Below are 17,997 nucleotides of genomic sequence, written 5' to 3'. Positions count from 1 at the left end.
AAAGCAAGTTTACAAAAACTAATATTTTAATACCTTTGTGTCCGATTGATTCAAACATTATTAATCATTACTTAACATATGGATATATTCGAGAAACTGCTTAAACACATGGGCCCGATCGGCGAACACTCAAATAGAGCCCATGGTTATTTCGCTTTTCCTAAGCTGGAAGGTGAAATTGGTCCCCGCATGAACTTCCGGGGCAATGAAAAGATCGTTTGGAGCCTGAACAACTACCTTGGCCTGGCTAACCATCCTGAGGTGCGTGCTACGGATGCCAAAGCAGCAGCAGATTATGGACTTGCCTCTCCAATGGGAGCCCGTATGATGAGTGGTAACACTAACTACCATGAGAAGCTGGAAAAAGAATTATCCGACTACATGGGCAAGGAAGACACTACCCTGCTCAACTATGGTTATCAGGGTATTATGAGTTCTATCGATGCTATCTGCAACCGCAGGGACGTGATCGTATACGACGCAGAGTGCCACGCCAGTATCATAGACGGATTACGTCTTCACCAGGGTCACCGTTATGTGTTCAAACACAACGACATGGACGACCTGGAGAAACAACTGAAACGTGCAGAAGAACTGTCTAAAACTAATGGTGGTGGTATCCTTGTAATTACTGAAGGTGTGTTCGGTATGGCCGGCGACCAGGGTAAACTGAAGGAAATTGCTGCTCTGAAAGACAAATACGAATTCCGTTTCTTAGTAGATGATGCGCATGGATTTGGTACGATGGGTAAAACCGGTGCCGGTACAGGGGAAGAACAGGGCTGTCAGGACAAAATTGACCTGCTGTTCAATACTTTCGCAAAATCCGGAGCTTCTATCGGCGCTTTCATCAGCGGTGATAAAGCGATCATCAACTACCTGCGTTATAATTCACGCTCCCAGATCTTTGCCAAATCTATTCCTTTGCCTATAGTGATTGGTCACTTAAAGCGTGTGGAACTGATGCGCAAACATCCGGAATTGAAAGCTAAACTGTGGTCGAACGTTAACAAGCTGCAACAGGGTCTTCGCGATCGTGGCTTTAACATTGGCAGCACTAACTCTCCTGTTACGCCTATCTATCTGCAGGGCGATATTCCGGAAGCAACTGCTATGTGTCTGGACCTCCGTGAGAACTACAATATCTTCTGTTCTATCGTTGTATATCCTGTTATACCTAAAGGACAGATCATTTACCGTCTTATTCCTACCGCTGCTCATGGCGATGAGGATATAGAACTTACCCTTGAAGCATTCACCCAAACCAAAGCCAAATTGGATAAAAAAGAATACAAAGTGGCTGAGATACCTATGGTGTAATAATATTGCTGATAAGAGCCCTGTATTGCCGGAAGGTGATACAGGGCTTTTTTATTCTGATAGAATATTATTGAAGTCTGAGATTGTTTTAACCAGAATGGTTATGCAGGGATGAGTTGGCTTGATTATTGAAATAGATTACATGCTTCCTTGAAAATAAGGAAGCCCCGGGAAAATCCCGGGGCCTCACAACAAATCGTTCTTTCTCACTAGGTGTTATTCACTTAGCTTTCATTAGGACATGGTAGAACTATGGTTTTCATAGAATAAGGAATCCTTTTGATTCCAGGGATAATTTATAGGATAGTAGTCAATAGGTATAGGATAGTCTTCTCTTTATTTCATTAGGTATAGGATAGTAATTTTTGTTCGGTCTACTTAAATTTCGACCTTTTTTATTTGCTTCTCTCTTTATCAAAAGTAGGTTAACCACTGCTATATAAGCTCACACGAACATGGGATTTTGTTAATGAGTTGTTAAAACGAAAGTGTAATACAATAAATGGATTACACAAAGAAAATACGCGACAACACTACATTTCGGGTATAAGAAAGTTTATAAGTGTGTGATGTACAATTGTTAAATACTGTTAAAAAAGGAAAAGTGCAGTATAACACCCATGTGGGATATACACTGCACTTGTTAATAAATTAATAGATACGTTTTAAACTAAATGTGATTCCAGCGCTGTATCATAATTATTCTTCCAGTCAGCAACAGTTCCCCAACTCTCACCATCAATTATCACCTGCTCACCGTGTACGGTACCTATCTTCTCAAAACGAACAGAATAATCAGTAGCATCTACCAGGCTGTGTAACAGCGACTCAAACTTGTCTTTATCTTCTGGTCTTATTGTTACAACTACACGGCTCTGGCTTTCACCAAACAGGTAAGCATCCTTACGGAAATTACTATTGGCATTGATATCGAACCCAAGTCCGCCAGCCATTGCACTTTCCAGCAGAGTAATGAACAATCCGCCTTCACTTACGTCATGGGCAGACTGTAACAATCCTGCTTTGTTCAGCTTCGTAATAGCCTGTTGCAGCTGCTGTTCTTCTTCCAGGTGGAAGTGAGGTGCAGGGCTGTACTCTATTCCGATCAGCTTGTGCAGGTACTCAGAACTACTGATATCATTACGGCTTCTGCCTACCAGGTACACCAGGTGACCGGTTTGCTTGAAGTTTAAAGTGATACGCTGTTCGATACTGTCCAGGATACCCAGCATACCAATAGTTGGTGTAGGATACACCGGACCATCAGGAGACTGATTATAGAAGCTCACGTTACCACCGGTAACGGGAGTATTAAATTTACGGCAGGCCTCACCCATTCCCTTCAGTGCATATACGAACTGGTAGTATACTTCCGGGTCGTAAGGGTTACCAAAGTTCAGGCAGTTGGTAATCGCAACCGGCTCACCACCACTGCATACGATATTACGGGCAGCTTCAGCAACGGCTATCTGTCCGCCAGTGTGAGGATCAGCAAATACATAACGGCTGTTACAGTCGGTTGTTACTGCCAGGGTCTTCTTAGTACCCTTAACGGTCACAATAGCTGCATCACTTGGAGCATTGGTGCTGGCATTAGCAGTACCTACCATGCTGTCGTACTGGGTATAGATCCAGCGCTTGGAAGCAATGTTAGGCAGTTTCACCAGCCTTTCAGCTGCAAAACGTGCATGCAGGGTATCCTGTATGTTCTGTATATCAAATGCTTTTACCTTTTCAAAGTAAGCAGGCTCTGTATAAGCACGGTGATATTGAGGAGCACCACCACCAAGAACCATACTTTCAGCAGGAACATCTGCTTCCAGATGACCATTCATATAGAACTTCAGGTTCTTATCAGTTGTTACTTCACCGATCTGTACGCAGTGAAGGTCCCATTTCTCAAATATCTTCAGCACTTCAGCTTCCTGGCCTTTGTGCAATACGATCAGCATTCTTTCCTGGCTTTCGCTCAGCAGCATTTCCCATGCTTTCATATTCTCCTGGCGGGTAGGGACCTTATCCAGGTGAATAATCATACCATGTTCTCCCTTTGCACTCATCTCTGCGGTAGAGCAGGTGATACCAGCGGCACCCATATCCTGCATACCCACCAAAGCACCTGTAGGAATGATTTCCAGGCAGGCTTCCAGCAGTTTCTTTTCCTGGAAAGGATCTCCTACCTGCACGGATGGCAGATCTTCCACGCTGTCTTCAGTAATGTTTGCACTGGCGAAAGAAGCTCCGCCGATACCATCTTTACCGGTAGCAGAACCTACTATAAATACAGGGTTACCTGCACCATAGGAAGTAGCGGAAACTGTTTGTCCAACCTTCACGATACCTACGCTCATGGCATTAACCAGGGGATTGGTACCATAGCAGTCTTCGAAATATGCTTCACCACCAACGGTAGGAACACCGAAGCAGTTACCATAATGGCCGATACCATGTACAATACCTTTTAAGAGGTGCTGTGTTTTCTTATCGTTGATATTACCGAAGCGCAGGGAGTTTAAAGCTGCGATAGGACGGGCACCCATAGTAAAGATATCGCGGTGGATACCACCCACACCTGTAGCAGCGCCCTGGAAGGGTTCAATTGCTGAAGGGTGGTTATGAGATTCTATTTTAAATACGCAGGCGTAACCATCACCAATATCTACCAGGCCGGCATTCTCTTCCCCTGCTTTTACAAGCAGACGCTCACCGTCACGGGGCAGGGATTTCAGCCATACAATTGAATTCTTGTAACTGCAATGCTCACTCCACATTACAGAGTACATACTTAATTCGGTAAAATTAGGAGTGCGGCCTAATATGCTGACAATACGTTCAAATTCGTCAGCAGTAAGACCAAGCTGTTCGGCAGTTTCAACAGTAGTTTGGGAAAACTTATCTGTAGTTTCTACGGTAGTTTGCATGTAACTAAAAGTATGAGTACGATAGATAAAAGAAGATGCGAAACTACAAGTTTTTCCTGCAATTGACAAAGGATATTGGGCATGAGGCTGTTTATTTGCAGTAAAGACAATACTTTGCAGGTTTCAGACTGAAATGCAGCTAATACTGCGCCAAACTAGCAGTTTATACAGATTATTATTTTTTTAATGTGTTAGTTTACCTGTAGATGGCTGTTGTTTTTTTATTTAAAAATTAAATAATTAACCCTTTTTGACCAAAAAATGTAATTTTTTAGTTAAAATCAACTTATTTCTTGCTTATGTAAGCACAAGAGCGTTCTTTTGTGTAAAATTATTTACAGCATGCAATCGTTACGCTTCACCGCGCTGGAAAACCTCTCCGGCGTTGATCTAAAAATCAAACCCGAACCAACTACCGGTACTAAGATTACCGATGTCTTCGGTATTAATGTTTTTACAGGAAAAGCAATGCGCGAAAATCTGAGTGACGAAGCTTACAAGAGCTTAAACAACTCAATTAAAGCCGGCACCAAGATCGAGCGCAAAATGGCTGAGCAGATAGCTTCCGGTATGAAACAATGGGCAATGAAAAAAGGTGTGACTCACTACACACACTGGTTTCAACCTTTAACCGGCACTACCGCTGAAAAACATGACTCCTTCTTCACATTGAAAGGTGACGGTTCTGCACTGGAAACTTTTGACGGAGATGCTCTTGTTCAGCAGGAACCAGATGCTTCCAGCTTCCCTAACGGTGGTTTACGTGCAACTTTCGAAGCACGTGGTTACACTGCATGGGACCCATCCTCTCCTCCATTTATCCTGGAACAGGGTGCAGGCAAAACACTTTGCATTCCTACTATATTTGTTGCTTACACCGGTGAATCACTGGATTACAAGGCTCCATTGCTGAAAGCTCTTTCTGCACTGGATAAAGCTGCTGTAGACGTATGTAACTACTTCGATAAAAATGTAACCAAGATCACTGCTACATTAGGTTGGGAACAGGAATACTTCATCGTTGATGAAGCCCTGGCTAACGCCCGTCCTGACCTGGTAATGTGTGGCCGTACAGTAGTTGGTCATGCTCCTTCAAAAGGCCAGCAGCTGGAAGATCATTACTTTGGTTCCATTCCTGAACGTGCATATGCTTTCATGCGCGACTTCGAAGAAGAATCTTACAAACTGGGTATTCCTTTAAGGACCCGTCACAACGAGGTTGCACCTTCTCAGTTTGAGTGTGCTCCTATATTTGAAGAAGTAAACATTGCAGTAGATCATAACTCCCTGCTGATGGACGTAATGGCTAAAGTAGCTAAACGTCATAAGCTGAGAGTATTACTGCATGAGAAACCATTTGCAGGTATCAACGGTTCCGGTAAACACAACAACTGGAGCATGGCTACCGACACTGGCGTAAACCTGCTGGCTCCCGGTAAAACACCGAAGACCAACCTGATGTTCCTGACTTTCTTCGTTAACACGATCAAAGCGGTACATGATTACGCTGACCTGATGAGAGCTTCTATTGCTTCACCAAGCAATGACTTCCGTCTGGGTGCTAACGAAGCGCCTCCGGCTATCATCTCTGTGTTCTCCGGTAAATACCTGTACGATGTACTGCAGGAAGTTAAGACCCGCGTAAACAACAAGTTTGATGAGCAGGACGAAGCTATCCTGAAACTGGACCTTCACCGTCATATTCCTGAACTGTTACTGGACAACACCGATCGTAACCGTACTTCACCTTTTGCCTTCACTGGTAACAAGTTTGAATTCCGTGCTGTAGGTTCCTCTGCTAACTGTGCTTCAGCGATGACAGTACTGAATACAATCGTTGCTAAAACCCTGACTAACTTCAAGGTAGAGGTAGATGCACTGATCGAAAAAGGCGAGAAAAAAGAGATTGCTATTATGCAAACTCTTCGGAAATATATTGTAGATTCGGAAAAAGTTTTATTTGAAGGCGACGGATACAGCGAAGAATGGGAAAAAGAAGCCGAAAGAAGAGGTTTACCTAATGTAAAAACTACTCCTCAGGCACTGGATGCATTCGTTACCGCAAAATCAGCAAAACTTTTCTCAGAAGTTGGTGTGTACAACGAGAAAGAATTACATGCACGTCATGAGATTCTGCTCGAGGATTATGTGAAGAAAGTGCAGATCGAAGCCCGCGTAATCGGCGACCTGGCTACCAACACGATCCTGCCTTCAGCAATTTCTTACATGAACATACTGGTGGACAACATCCGTGGTCTGAAAGAAATAGGTCTGGGAGATTCTGCAGTTAAAGCGCAGAAACAGATCGCTGAAAAAATTGCTGAACATGTAAATGTCATCAGTGAGAACGTACAGGCTATGATCGAGGCGCGCAAAGTAACCAACAAAGTTACCGACAGCCGTCAGAAAGCTATAGATTACTGTGAAAAAATTAAGCCGTACTTTGATGTGATCCGATACCACTCCGATAAACTGGAGTTCCTTGTGGATGACAAAATGTGGGCGTTGCCCAAGTACAGAGAGCTGCTTTTCTTGCGATAAAACCGTAAGATTGTTTTGGTGTATGATTAGCCCCGGATCTTCATCCGGGGCTTTGTGTTTTTAGTAATGCCCCTATCCTTTTTCAGAGAATTATGCTTATCTTCAGTTACTCCTGATAACCGCATACCCCTCCTTTTCTTTTGTTAACGTAGTATACCCTGTAGCACTTATACTAGTCATTTCACACAACTCTTTAACCCTTCTCAACTTCCCTATTATGACCAAGCATTCTATACCCATGCTTTCCGCAGCCATTATTGCTGCTACCCTGCTATTTACCGGTTGCAATAAACATGACCCCGCCCCTGATTGTACCCTGCAATCATGCCAGATCACTCAACTGCAAAATACAGATGGCATCTATCCCAGTGACAGCTATACAGCAGATTTCCAATACGATGCAAAAGGGACCCCGCTCCGTATTACACGTACCAATGTAGCTACCGGCGCACCCAATTATACTTTCAGACATGATGCCAAAGGCAGGGTCACCGATGTGATCGGCTCTTACGGCAGCGGCAATTATGGGGATCAGTTTGAATTCTGGTTCCGGTTAAAATATGATGCTAAGAACAGAGTGTATAAAGACAGCTCTTTTTATGTAGGTATCATCGGGCCTAACCCTATTAAGATCCCGGACGTATATCAGGTTATTATCGTCAACAATTACACATATGATGCACAAAACAGGATCATCAGAGCCGCAGAAGAAGACCTCTTCAGAGATAATCATTATTATTATAACAACAGGGGGAACCTGGATTCTATCGTAAGACTTGGTTACACCGTTGTTTACGGTAACTATGACAACACTGTCAATTACCGCCGTACCAATCCTTTATGGCAGTTCCTGGAGAAAGATTATAGCCAGAATAACGCAGCTACTGTTTCTACCATTAATAAATACGGGCTTCCAACAACAGTTGCCTACAATAGCAAAGGATATTATTTCGCCTATTTCTTATCATTCTCCCTGAATGTAGCGCACTTAAAATACTCATGTAAGTAAAGCTACGTCCTGCTCAGGGTATAATAAGAAAGCCGTCCTGCTTGCAGCAGAACGGCTTTCTTTATTTTCACATTACCCGTCAGTTATACCAACTTGAATGTTTCTGTAAACTTAGTGGTGAAGTTACCCTTACGGAAATTCTCATCACGCATCAGCTGCTGGTGGAAAGGAATGGTTGTCTTCACTCCTTCTATCACAAATTCACTGAGCGCACGTTCCATAGTATTGATCGCTTCTTCACGGGTTTGTGCGATGGTGATCAGTTTAGCTACCATGGAATCATAATACGGAGGGATCACATATCCTGCGTAAATATGAGAATCCACACGTACACCATGACCACCAGGTATGTGTAATACTGTGATCTTTCCTGGTGAAGGACGGAAATCATTAAACGGATCTTCCGCATTGATACGGCATTCGATCACGTGCATTTCCGGTGTATAGTTCTTTCCGGAGATGGGAATACCGGCAGCAATCTTGATCTGTTCTTTTACCAGGTCAAAGTTGATTACCTCTTCCGTAACACCGTGTTCCACCTGGATACGGGTATTCATTTCCATGAAGTAGAAGTTGCGGTGCTTATCTACCAGGAACTCGATGGTACCTACGCTTTCATAATTGATAGCAGATGCCGCTTTAATAGCAGCATCTCCCATCTTCTCACGCAGCTCAGGCGTCATGAACGGAGAAGGGGATTCTTCTACCAGTTTCTGGTGACGGCGCTGGATGGAGCAGTCACGCTCACTGAGGTGACATACTTTACCGTATTGGTCGCCAGCTACCTGTATTTCAATGTGGCGGGGTTCTTCCACGAATTTCTCCATGTAGATACCGTCATTATTGAAGGAAGCACGTGCTTCGTTTTTAGCCATGTTATAAGCCGTTTCCAGCTCACTTTCCTGCCAAACCACACGCATACCTTTACCACCACCACCGGCAGTTGCCTTGAGGATAATAGGCAGGCCCATTTCCTTGGCAATTTTCTTTGCTTCATCCAGGCTCTGTAACAAACCTGCTGAACCTGGAATAACCGGTACACCAGCAGCTATCATTGTTTCTTTGGCGGTAATTTTATCACCCATTTTACGGATCATATCCGGAGTGGGTCCGATAAATTTAATACCATGCTCACCACAGATTTCCGCGAACCTTGCATTTTCTGCCAGGAAGCCGTAACCGGGATGTATAGCATCTGCATTGGTAATTTCAGCAGCTGCCATCAGGTGAGGTATATTCAGATAAGATTCGCTGCTTTGTGGTTTTCCAATGCACACTGCCTCGTCTGCAAATTTCACATGCAGGCTATCTTTATCCGCTGTAGAATAAACAGCCACCGTTTTGATGCCCATTTCTTTACAAGTACGGATGATACGCAGGGCAATCTCTCCACGGTTGGCAATCAATATTTTCTTAAACATGTTTTTTCAATAGGTTAAAGAAAAAGTAATAAGCCCAAAAGGTTGGAAAACTACAAGGTTGGAAAGTACACTTACCACCTTATAATATTCCAACCTTTTCAACTAACAAATTATGGTTCTACCAGGAATAAAGGTTGATCGTATTCCACCGGAGAGGCGTCGTCTACCAGTACTTTTACGATTTTACCACTTACTTCACTTTCGATCTCATTGAACAGCTTCATAGCTTCAATGATACAAACTACCTTACCGGTGGTCACTTCATCGCCGACGTTCACGAAAGATGGTTTGTCAGGACCAGGACTACGATAGAAGGTTCCGATCATAGGAGATTTAATGGTAACCAGGTTATCGGCTTTCGCTTCTGCTGCTTTAGGAGCTTCTGCTGATACAGCAACCTGGGGAACCGCCTGTGCTACTGCCTGCATTGGTGTTGCGGGCATAGTAAACACTTGCTGAGTCTCGTTATCCTTTTGCTTTATTGTAATCTTAAACTTGTCCTGCTCGATGCTCAGTTCACTGATATTGGACTTATTGACCATTTTTACCAGCTCCTGAATCTGTTTAAAATCCATGTAGACAGTTTTTGGTTTAGAAATGCTTGAAGTAGATGAAATTATGGACTAAAACTATTCTTTTACTCTCTCGATGTAATCACCTGTTTTGGTATTCACCCTGATCAGCTCACCTTCATTCACAAACAATGGCACATTCACAGTTGCGCCGGTTTCTACGGTAGCTTGTTTCAGGGTACGGGTAGCAGTATCCCCCTTTAAACCTGGTTCTGAGTAAGTAACCTTCATTACTATCTTATCAGGCAGTTCCACACTCATGTGCTGGTCTGTTTCTGTATTGATAGATACAGATACTTCCTGACCTTCTTTCAGGAACTGTGGTGCATCAATCATGGTTTCAGGAAGAGCGATCTGTTCGAAAGTCTCATTATCCATGAAATTGTAACCACTGTCGTCTTTATATAAAAACTGGAAAGTTTTCTTTTCAACACGTACGGGATAGATTGTTTCGCCTGAGTTCCAGGTTTGTTCAATAGAACGGCTATTGTCAACTCCCTTCAGTTTAGCCCATACTTTAGCAGCCGCTCTGGCTGTTTTGTTTTGACCAAACTCTACAACAGAATACAAGCTGTTATCCAGCTTTATGATTAATCCTGTTCTGATATCTGCAGTGGTAGCCATAAAAAGGTTACTTAATTTAAAGTTAAAAATTTACATTAGGATTGCAAAAGTAATTCATTCTTACAAAATCCCTCATGGAACTGGTTTTTCTTCCCTAAATTTTCTTTTTAAGTTATAGACCTGGATATAACCTATTATTTTTTTTAGGAATGCAAACATAATGTAAGGAAGGGTAATCTAGTAATTTTTTTATAAAAAAGTGATAAAGAGCGCGAATAGTACTTATATAGTGTGGCTGGCTTGACCAGCTATTCCAAAATTCAATACCTTTAGCTCCTAGACAAAAATTATGAGTTATATGAAGCGTTATTTGTTCTTTTTGTGCTTATGCTGTCTGCCAGCGCTGTTATCCGCACAATCCCAAACTTCCGCCACGGCCGCAGACAAAGATAAGCCTCCTTACCTGCAGTTCCCTTTTATCCCGGCATTTCCGCTTACTTTACCCGATGGACATGTCATTACCAAAAACGACCTGAAAAAGAACACACAGACGATCGTTTTCATCTTTAGCGTTGATTGTGACCACTGTAAGCACCTTACAGAGGAAGTATTGAAGAATATAGATAAGTTCAAAAAAACACAGATCCTGATGATTACTCCCTTTAAACCGGAGCAAATGAAGGAATATTACGATACTTATAAGATCAAAGACTACCCCAACATCGTTATGACGAGTGAACCCACCCGCCAGATTATGTACTATTACAATCTGCATTATTTCCCGGGTCTGTTTGTATATAATAAGAAACAGCAGTTTGTAAAGGGGTTTGAAGGTACTGTTAAGCTGGAACAGCTGACAGAATACCTGAACTAATACCACCACGTTGCCCGATTATTCACCCTTTAATTTTATACATACGATGAAAGTTACTGTTGTAGGAGCTGGTAATGTAGGCGCAACCTGCGCTAATGTGCTGGCCCACAGAGATTTTTTGCAGGAAGTTGTGTTACTGGATATTAAGGAAGGTACCGCAGAAGGTAAGGCGTTGGATACCTGGCAACAGGCCCCGATCGATTATTACAGCACCAAAGTGACAGGCGTTACAAACGACTATGCAAGAACTGCAAACAGCGATGTAGTGGTAATCACCTCTGGCTTACCCCGCAAACCCGGCATGAGCCGCGATGACCTCATCTCTACCAATGCCAATATCGTTAAATCCGTAACGGAAAACATCAGTAAGCATTCCCCGGATGCCATAATTATTGTTGTTAGCAATCCGCTGGACGTAATGACCTATTGTGCCTTCCTTACCGCCAAAAAAGACAGCAGCAAAGTGTTCGGTATGGCTGGTATCCTGGATACTGCCCGTTACCGCGCTTTCCTGGCCGATGAAATTGGCTGTTCCCCTAAAGATATCCAGGCTATCCTGATGGGAGGCCATGGCGATACAATGGTACCCCTTCCCCGCTACACCACTGTAGGTGGCATTCCCGTTACTGAACTGGTAGCTGCTGATAAGCTGGAAGCAATTATCCAGCGGACCAAAGTAGGTGGCGGAGAAATAGTGAACCTGCTGGGTACTTCCGCCTGGTATGCTCCGGGAGCTGCTGCTGCACAGATGGTTGAAGCCATCCTGAAAGATGAGAAACGCATCTTCCCCTGCTGCGCATGGTTAACCGGCGAATATGGCCTGAAGGATATTTATCTGGGTGTTCCGGTTATCCTGGGCAAAAAAGGTATAGAGAAAATTATAGAGCTTCAGCTGGATGACAGCGAAAAAGAATTACTCAGCACATCTGCTGTCCACGTGAAAGAAGTTATGGATGTACTGGATAATATGAAAGTTACAGCATAATATAACAATATTTAAATATAAGAGGCTGACTAGCAGATTACTACTGGTCAGCCTCTTTACTTTGGTTCTCCGCCGGGTACAAAACCTTTCTCACAACGGGAAACATTCATTATATTCGTTTCAACATTTTATCAAACCTGCAGCTTTAGTTTGCCGAAATAATATGATTCATTCGTATTTTTAAACGGCTATATCTTCACTTATGTCAAACATAGAAAAACTTATATCGCAAAAATCATTTTCGAGCGAGTATAACAAGGGGTTAATAAGTCTAATATTTGTTGGTAACTGGATTGTCTCACGCCATCAGCAATTCTTTAAGAAATTTGACATTACCATGCAGCAGTATAATATACTGCGCATACTGCGGGGACAATACCCTAAAGCAGCCAATATCAACACTTTAAAGGAAAGAATGCTCGATAAAATGAGTGATGTATCACGCCTGGTAGAACGTCTTCGCAAGGCCGGGCTGATAGAAAGAAAGAGTAGCGAAGTAGACCGCCGCGCAGTGGATGTACAGATTACTGCCAAGGGATTGGCATTATTGGAGACGATGGATGTTGACCTTCCTGATCTGGAAGATTCTCTCAAATTATCTCTCTCCGAAGACGAAATATTACAACTGAATGGACTCCTCGATAAGGTATTAACACGTTATTAGACGAAGATGGTTGAGTATTGATACTCAACCATCTTCGTCTAATTTTTACTTGATAGTTTCCAGATAATTCAGGTCCTTACCAAAAGTTTCTTCCACCGTATACGCAGCGATCAATGCTATTACAATTGTGATCGTGCCAACTATAGCTCCGCTTTGCAGGTAAGTAACATAATGCTGTAAATAGATGAAAAGCATGGTGATCAAGGGAAGCATGCCACGGGCAAAGTTGGGAACAGTGATCGCAACCGTAGCCCGGAGGTTAGTTCCGAAGCTCTCTGCTGCTATAGTTACAAAGATCGCCCAGAAGCCAACACTAAATCCAAGGATAAAACAAACAGTATAAAACTGCCATTTTTCTATTCCATGCAGGTTGAGATAAACAGCTACACAAGCTGCTGTCAATAACAGGAAAATCATCATCACCTTACGACGACTTTTAAGCACCTGGCTGAGCATACCTGTTGTAAAATCTCCTAATACCAGCCCTGTATAACAAAAAGCTACCGCATCACCAGGACTGATAGGCTCTTTTATACCCAGCTCTATCGCAAATTTATTGGAAAAGGCGATCAGGATGCCTACTACAAACCAGGTAGGAGTACCTAACAACACACATTTCAAATACTTAAGAAAACGTGTACGATCACTAAAGAGTGCCCAAAAGCTACCTCTGCGAACTGTAGTATCTTCCGCTACATTGTTAAACATGCCGGATTCCATTACACTGATACGCAACAGGAGCAATACCAGTCCTAATCCTCCTCCGATAAAATAACAGTAACGCCAGTCTGGCACCAGCTTGGCAATCAGGTTAGCAGCAACGGCTCCGGAAACACCTACAGTAGCAACGATCATCGTTCCATACCCACGTTTTTCCTTTGGGAGTATTTCCGCTACCAGTGTAATACCGGCTCCCAGCTCTCCTGCCAGACCCAGACCAGCCACAAATCTCCAGAACAGATAACCATTGGTACCTGTTACAAAGCCATTGGCAATATTGGCAATAGAATATAATAATATGGAACCGAACAATACACGTAGTCTTCCTTTCTTATCACCGATAATACCCCAGAAGATCCCGCCGACTAAAAGTCCCAACATCTGTACACTTATCAGTAATGGTCCTACCCCTGTATCAATCTCTGTTTGTGAAACTCCCAGGTCTTTCAGGCTGGGAACACGTACGATCGTAAACAGTAGCAGATCATAGATATCTACAAAATAGCCTAACGAAGCTACTAACACAGCTACGTTAAAAATGGTTGCTGGGTGATTGCCGGATTTCATAGCGCGATTTAAGGTTTATTCATTCACATTATGCGGTGGATGCGCATGTTTTGTTTTACCAAAGAATAACTTTAATAATACAGGTAATGTAGTAATTAATATCAATATAATGACTACCAGTTCAAGGTGATCTTTGAGCGTAGGGAAAAATTTATCGAGGTAATGACCTGCCAGCATCATAGAGAATACCCAGGAAAAAGAACTGATGATATTGAAGAACATGAACTTCCTTCTTTCCATCTTCACAATACCGGCAACGATAGGTGCGAACGTACGGATGATAGGCAGGAAACGGGCCAGGAATATAGCTCCTCCACCATATTTATCATAAAATTCCTTGGCCTGGTACAGGTGTTTCTTCTTGAAGAAGAAGGTATCCTTCCTGCTAAATAATATAGGACCAGATTTAAGTCCGAACCAGAAACCAACCATATTACCCAGCACACCAGCTATTGAAATCATCAGCATAATCACTACAAAGGGGACATTGTAGAAACTGTCACTTATTAACCCACCATAGATGCCTGCAACAAATAAGAGAGAATCTCCGGGAAGGAAGAAACCTACAAACAAACCTGTTTCTGCAAAGATGACTATCAATAATAAATAAAGCCCGCCATGTTCAATAATCCACTGGGGATTGATAAGATGCTTGAATAACTCAATTAACTGATCCATATAATGTTTATAATCTTCAAAAATTCAGGTACTAATGTACATTTATGCCCTGCTGTATTCCTGCATAATTCATTAATTAATATAGCGTACCAGACAGCAAAATAAGCATTAATGTGTTACGCCATTATTATACTTCCTTTAAGCTGCTTTAGATTCTTCTTCCAGGGAATTTTCCCATTTGGAAACAACTGCTGTAGCCATTGCATTACCGATTACATTGGTAGCAGAACGACCCATATCCAGGAAATGGTCTACGCCCAGTAACAGCAGCAGTCCGGCTTCCGGTATATGGAACATGGACAACGTACCTGCAATCACTACCAGGGAAGCTCTTGGTACGCCGGCAATGCCTTTGCTGGTGATCATTAATACCAGCAGCATGGAGATCTGCTGTTCAAAACCCAGGTGCATACCATATGCCTGCGCGATAAACAGGCTGGCAAAAGTCATATACATCATGGAGCCATCCAGATTAAAAGAATAACCCAGGGGCAGTACAAAACTTACAATTCTCTGATCACAACCGAATTTCTCCAGTCCTTCCAGCGTACGGGGATAAGCCGCTTCACTGCTTGCAGTACTGAATGCCAGCAATACCGGGTCTTTTATCAGACCTAATAAAGACAATATCCTACGGCCAAGTACTAAAAACCCTGCAAATATCAGTACTATCCATAAAGCGCTCAGTCCTATATAAAATTGTCCGATAAACTTTCCGTATGTTAACAGGATACCAGGTCCTTTTTCCGCAATAGTGGCTGCCATAGCGCCAAATACAGCAAAAGGAGCAAAGTTCATTACATATCCTGTAAGTTTCAGCATGATATGCGCCACACTATCCATAAACTTAATCACGATCTGTCCCATATCTCCAATGGCAGCTGTTGCTACTCCAAAGAAAATAGAGAACACTACTATCTGCAGGATTTCGTTGTGTGCCATCGCATCAATCACACTATCAGGGAATACGTGATGGAAGAACCCTTTCAGGCTCATATCTGTTGTTGCGATACCACTGCTGGCGTTAGCATCCGGGATAGTGAGGTTAAGGGTGGAGCCGGGGTGCAACAGGTTAACGAGTATCAGTCCTAAAAAAAGAGAGATAAACGTAGCAGTCACAAACCACAGCATGGTTTTACCGCCTATCCTTCCTACTGCTTTGATATCACCCAGCTTGGCCACACCCACTACAAGGGTAGAAAATACCAGCGGAGCAATGATCATTTTTATTAACCGGAGAAAGATATCTGTGAGGATAGAAATGTTACCGGCAAATTTTTGAACGGTAGCTTCGTTTTCAGGACCAGCATAGATTACATTGATAATGTACCCTAATGATATTCCCAGCACCATTGCCACGAATATAAAGACAGTCAGCCGGTTAGATTTCTTCATGAAGTTCTATTGAATAAAAATGTTAATGTGATAAAAATCTCTCAAAAATAAGGTTACTACGGTAAACTTGTGCGTTAACCCATAAAATAAAAGCCATGGTTTTGCTTTTAGATAATTATATTTGGCGATCTTAAAAAAAAGAATCAACAAAACCAAACCACTTAAACGTCAACCACAATATTTCTTCCGTATGGGCAAACTTTTCGTGAAAAAGCCACTCTCCCTGCTATTAGCTGAAGCAAACGATACTGAAAAAGGACTAAAACGTACATTAGGAGCTGGTTCTCTTATAGCGTTAGGTATAGGGGCCATTATTGGCGCCGGTCTTTTTGTTAGGACGGCTGCAGCTGCCGGACAACATGCCGGACCAGCAGTAGTATTCTCTTTTATTATTGCAGCAATAGGTTGTGCACTTGCAGGACTCTGTTATGCTGAATTTGCCTCTATGATCCCGATAGCAGGTAGTGCATATACTTACTCCTATGCTACTATGGGTGAATTTATTGCCTGGATTATCGGGTGGGACCTTGTACTGGAATATGCGCTGGGCGCTGCTACGGTAGCTATTGGCTGGTCTCAGTATCTCAATAAACTATTGGGTAAGCTCTGCGGATTTACGATACCCTATCAATGGGCACATAGTCCGTTTGAAACATCAGATGCAGGTGTTCATGGTATCATGAATCTTCCTGCTGTTTTCATTTTACTGTTACTCACTTTATTACTCATAAGAGGCATAGAAGGTTCTGCAATTGTAAACAACATCATCGTAATCACTAAAGTGGCTATTGTGATCCTGCTGATCATCCTCGGATGGCAGTTTATCAATCCTGCAAACCATACTCCATTTACAATACCGGCAGATGCGGGTTCTGTAACCATGCATAATGGGACGGTCATCAACTATGCCGACTTCTGGTACCATGGTATACCCGGTGTACTAAGAGGGGCCGGTGTGGTGTTCTTTGCATTCATCGGTTTTGATGCGGTATCTACTGCAGCACAGGAAACCAAGAATCCTAAAAGGAACATGCCAATAGGTATCCTGGTATCACTGGCTGTATGTACTTTATTATACATCCTCTTTTCTTATGTACTGACAGGTATCGCTCCTTACAAAGACTTCCTGAAAGAAGGTGGTGAAGCATCCGTAGCTTATGCTATTGATAAGTATATGATTGGATACAGCTGGCTGTCTACTTTCGTTACTATTGCTATCCTGGCAGGTTTCTCTTCTGTAATCCTGGTGATGTTACTGGGTCAGACAAGGGTATTCTACTCTATGTCTAACGACGGTCTGGTACCTAAGGTGTTCTCCAAATTACACCCTAAATACCGCACTCCTTACAGATCACAGGCGATGTTCTTCGTGTTCGTTTCTATATTCGCAGCATTCGTACCGGATAGCGTAGTAGGTGACATGACAAGTATCGGGACCTTATTTGCTTTCGTATTGGTATGCCTCGGTGTAATGGTAATGCGTAAAACAAATCCTGATCAGCCACGTGAATTTAAAACACCATGGGTACCATTTGTACCGGTTGTGGGTATCCTGTTCTGTGTGACCATGATCGTAAGTCTTGGATGGGAAAACTGGACACGACTGATCGTTTGGTTACTGATCGGTTTCCTGATCTATTTTGGCTACAGCGTGAAGAACAGTAAGGCGAGAAAATTATAGTCTGAAATAATTTACAATAAAGATCGCAAGGTCGGAAAGTCATAGCTATAAGCAGATTGATTTTCCGACCTTGCCACTTTATTAC

General features: G+C 42.8%; 14 protein-coding genes. 7 read left to right on the top strand and 7 right to left on the bottom strand.

The window, feature by feature from the left end; genetic code table 11:
- Positions 1-78: 78 nt before the first annotated feature.
- A complete protein-coding gene (locus BMW86_RS14810; protein WP_089782511.1) occupies positions 79-1,320 on the top strand; it encodes an aminotransferase class I/II-fold pyridoxal phosphate-dependent enzyme in 1,242 nt (413 codons plus the stop codon).
- 665 nt (positions 1,321-1,985) lie between these two features.
- On the opposite strand, the gene purL is transcribed toward BMW86_RS14810, so the two are convergent.
- Positions 1,986-4,241 carry a phosphoribosylformylglycinamidine synthase subunit PurL gene (gene purL / locus BMW86_RS14805; RefSeq protein ID WP_089782510.1) on the bottom strand — a complete coding sequence of 752 codons (2,256 nt, stop codon included), beginning with the start codon at positions 4,239-4,241 and terminating at the stop codon, positions 1,986-1,988.
- A gap of 342 nt (positions 4,242-4,583) precedes the next feature.
- Here purL and BMW86_RS14800 point away from each other — a divergent pair, with 342 nt between their 5' ends.
- Together BMW86_RS14800 and BMW86_RS14795 are read left to right on the top strand one after the other, a co-directional pair.
- Entirely contained in the window at positions 4,584-6,782 is a 2,199-nt protein-coding gene (locus tag BMW86_RS14800; protein WP_089782509.1) for a glutamine synthetase III family protein, read from the top strand.
- A gap of 217 nt (positions 6,783-6,999) precedes the next feature.
- Positions 7,000-7,791 (top strand): hypothetical protein, encoded by a 792-nt coding sequence (locus BMW86_RS14795; RefSeq protein ID WP_143056570.1) that lies wholly within the window; start codon positions 7,000-7,002, stop codon positions 7,789-7,791.
- 83 nt (positions 7,792-7,874) lie between these two features.
- On the opposite strand, the gene accC is transcribed toward BMW86_RS14795, so the two are convergent.
- The 3 genes from accC to efp all read right to left on the bottom strand — a co-directional run bounded on the left by accC (position 7,875) and on the right by efp (position 10,408).
- Positions 7,875-9,212: an acetyl-CoA carboxylase biotin carboxylase subunit gene (gene accC / locus BMW86_RS14790; protein ID WP_089782507.1), complete on the bottom strand. Its 1,338-nt coding sequence runs from the start codon at positions 9,210-9,212 to the stop codon at positions 7,875-7,877.
- 110 nt (positions 9,213-9,322) lie between these two features.
- Positions 9,323-9,787, bottom strand: a complete 465-nt coding sequence (gene accB / locus BMW86_RS14785; protein ID WP_089782506.1) for an acetyl-CoA carboxylase biotin carboxyl carrier protein — start codon at positions 9,785-9,787, stop codon at positions 9,323-9,325.
- 54 nt (positions 9,788-9,841) lie between these two features.
- Positions 9,842-10,408 (bottom strand): elongation factor P, encoded by a 567-nt coding sequence (gene efp, locus BMW86_RS14780; RefSeq protein WP_089782505.1) that lies wholly within the window; start codon positions 10,406-10,408, stop codon positions 9,842-9,844.
- Between the two features lie 298 nt (positions 10,409-10,706).
- Between efp and BMW86_RS14775 the strand changes: the two genes are divergently transcribed.
- From BMW86_RS14775 to BMW86_RS14765, 3 genes are all read left to right on the top strand, one after another.
- Positions 10,707-11,222: a peroxiredoxin family protein gene (locus tag BMW86_RS14775; protein ID WP_177189270.1), complete on the top strand. Its 516-nt coding sequence runs from the start codon at positions 10,707-10,709 to the stop codon at positions 11,220-11,222.
- A gap of 46 nt (positions 11,223-11,268) precedes the next feature.
- On the top strand, positions 11,269-12,207 hold the full coding sequence (mdh, locus tag BMW86_RS14770; protein ID WP_089782503.1) for a malate dehydrogenase: 939 nt from the start codon (positions 11,269-11,271) through the stop codon (positions 12,205-12,207).
- A gap of 337 nt (positions 12,208-12,544) precedes the next feature.
- The gene (locus tag BMW86_RS14765; RefSeq protein WP_255372927.1) at positions 12,545-12,871 is read left to right on the top strand and encodes a MarR family winged helix-turn-helix transcriptional regulator; all 327 of its coding nucleotides are present in this window, start codon (positions 12,545-12,547) and stop codon (positions 12,869-12,871) included.
- A gap of 45 nt (positions 12,872-12,916) precedes the next feature.
- Here the strand turns inward: BMW86_RS14765 and BMW86_RS14760 are convergent, their stop codons facing one another.
- The 3 genes from BMW86_RS14760 to BMW86_RS14750 form a co-directional block, all read right to left on the bottom strand.
- Entirely contained in the window at positions 12,917-14,158 is a 1,242-nt protein-coding gene (locus tag BMW86_RS14760) for an MFS transporter (protein WP_089782501.1), read from the bottom strand.
- Between the two features lie 15 nt (positions 14,159-14,173).
- Positions 14,174-14,836 (bottom strand): DedA family protein, encoded by a 663-nt coding sequence (locus BMW86_RS14755; RefSeq protein WP_089782500.1) that lies wholly within the window; start codon positions 14,834-14,836, stop codon positions 14,174-14,176.
- A gap of 138 nt (positions 14,837-14,974) precedes the next feature.
- On the bottom strand, positions 14,975-16,231 hold the full coding sequence (locus BMW86_RS14750; RefSeq protein WP_089782499.1) for a dicarboxylate/amino acid:cation symporter: 1,257 nt from the start codon (positions 16,229-16,231) through the stop codon (positions 14,975-14,977).
- 190 nt (positions 16,232-16,421) lie between these two features.
- On the opposite strand from BMW86_RS14750, the gene BMW86_RS14745 reads away from it, so the two are divergent.
- Positions 16,422-17,912 carry an amino acid permease gene (locus BMW86_RS14745; RefSeq protein WP_089782498.1) on the top strand — a complete coding sequence of 497 codons (1,491 nt, stop codon included), beginning with the start codon at positions 16,422-16,424 and terminating at the stop codon, positions 17,910-17,912.
- Positions 17,913-17,997: the final 85 nt, after the last annotated feature.

Origin of the sequence: Chitinophaga sp. YR573, from assembly GCF_900110995.1 — a bacterium.
GTDB lineage: Bacteria > Bacteroidota > Bacteroidia > Chitinophagales > Chitinophagaceae > Chitinophaga.
Note: the sequence above shows the minus strand (reverse complement) of the source record. Positions and strands in the feature narration are given on the sequence as shown.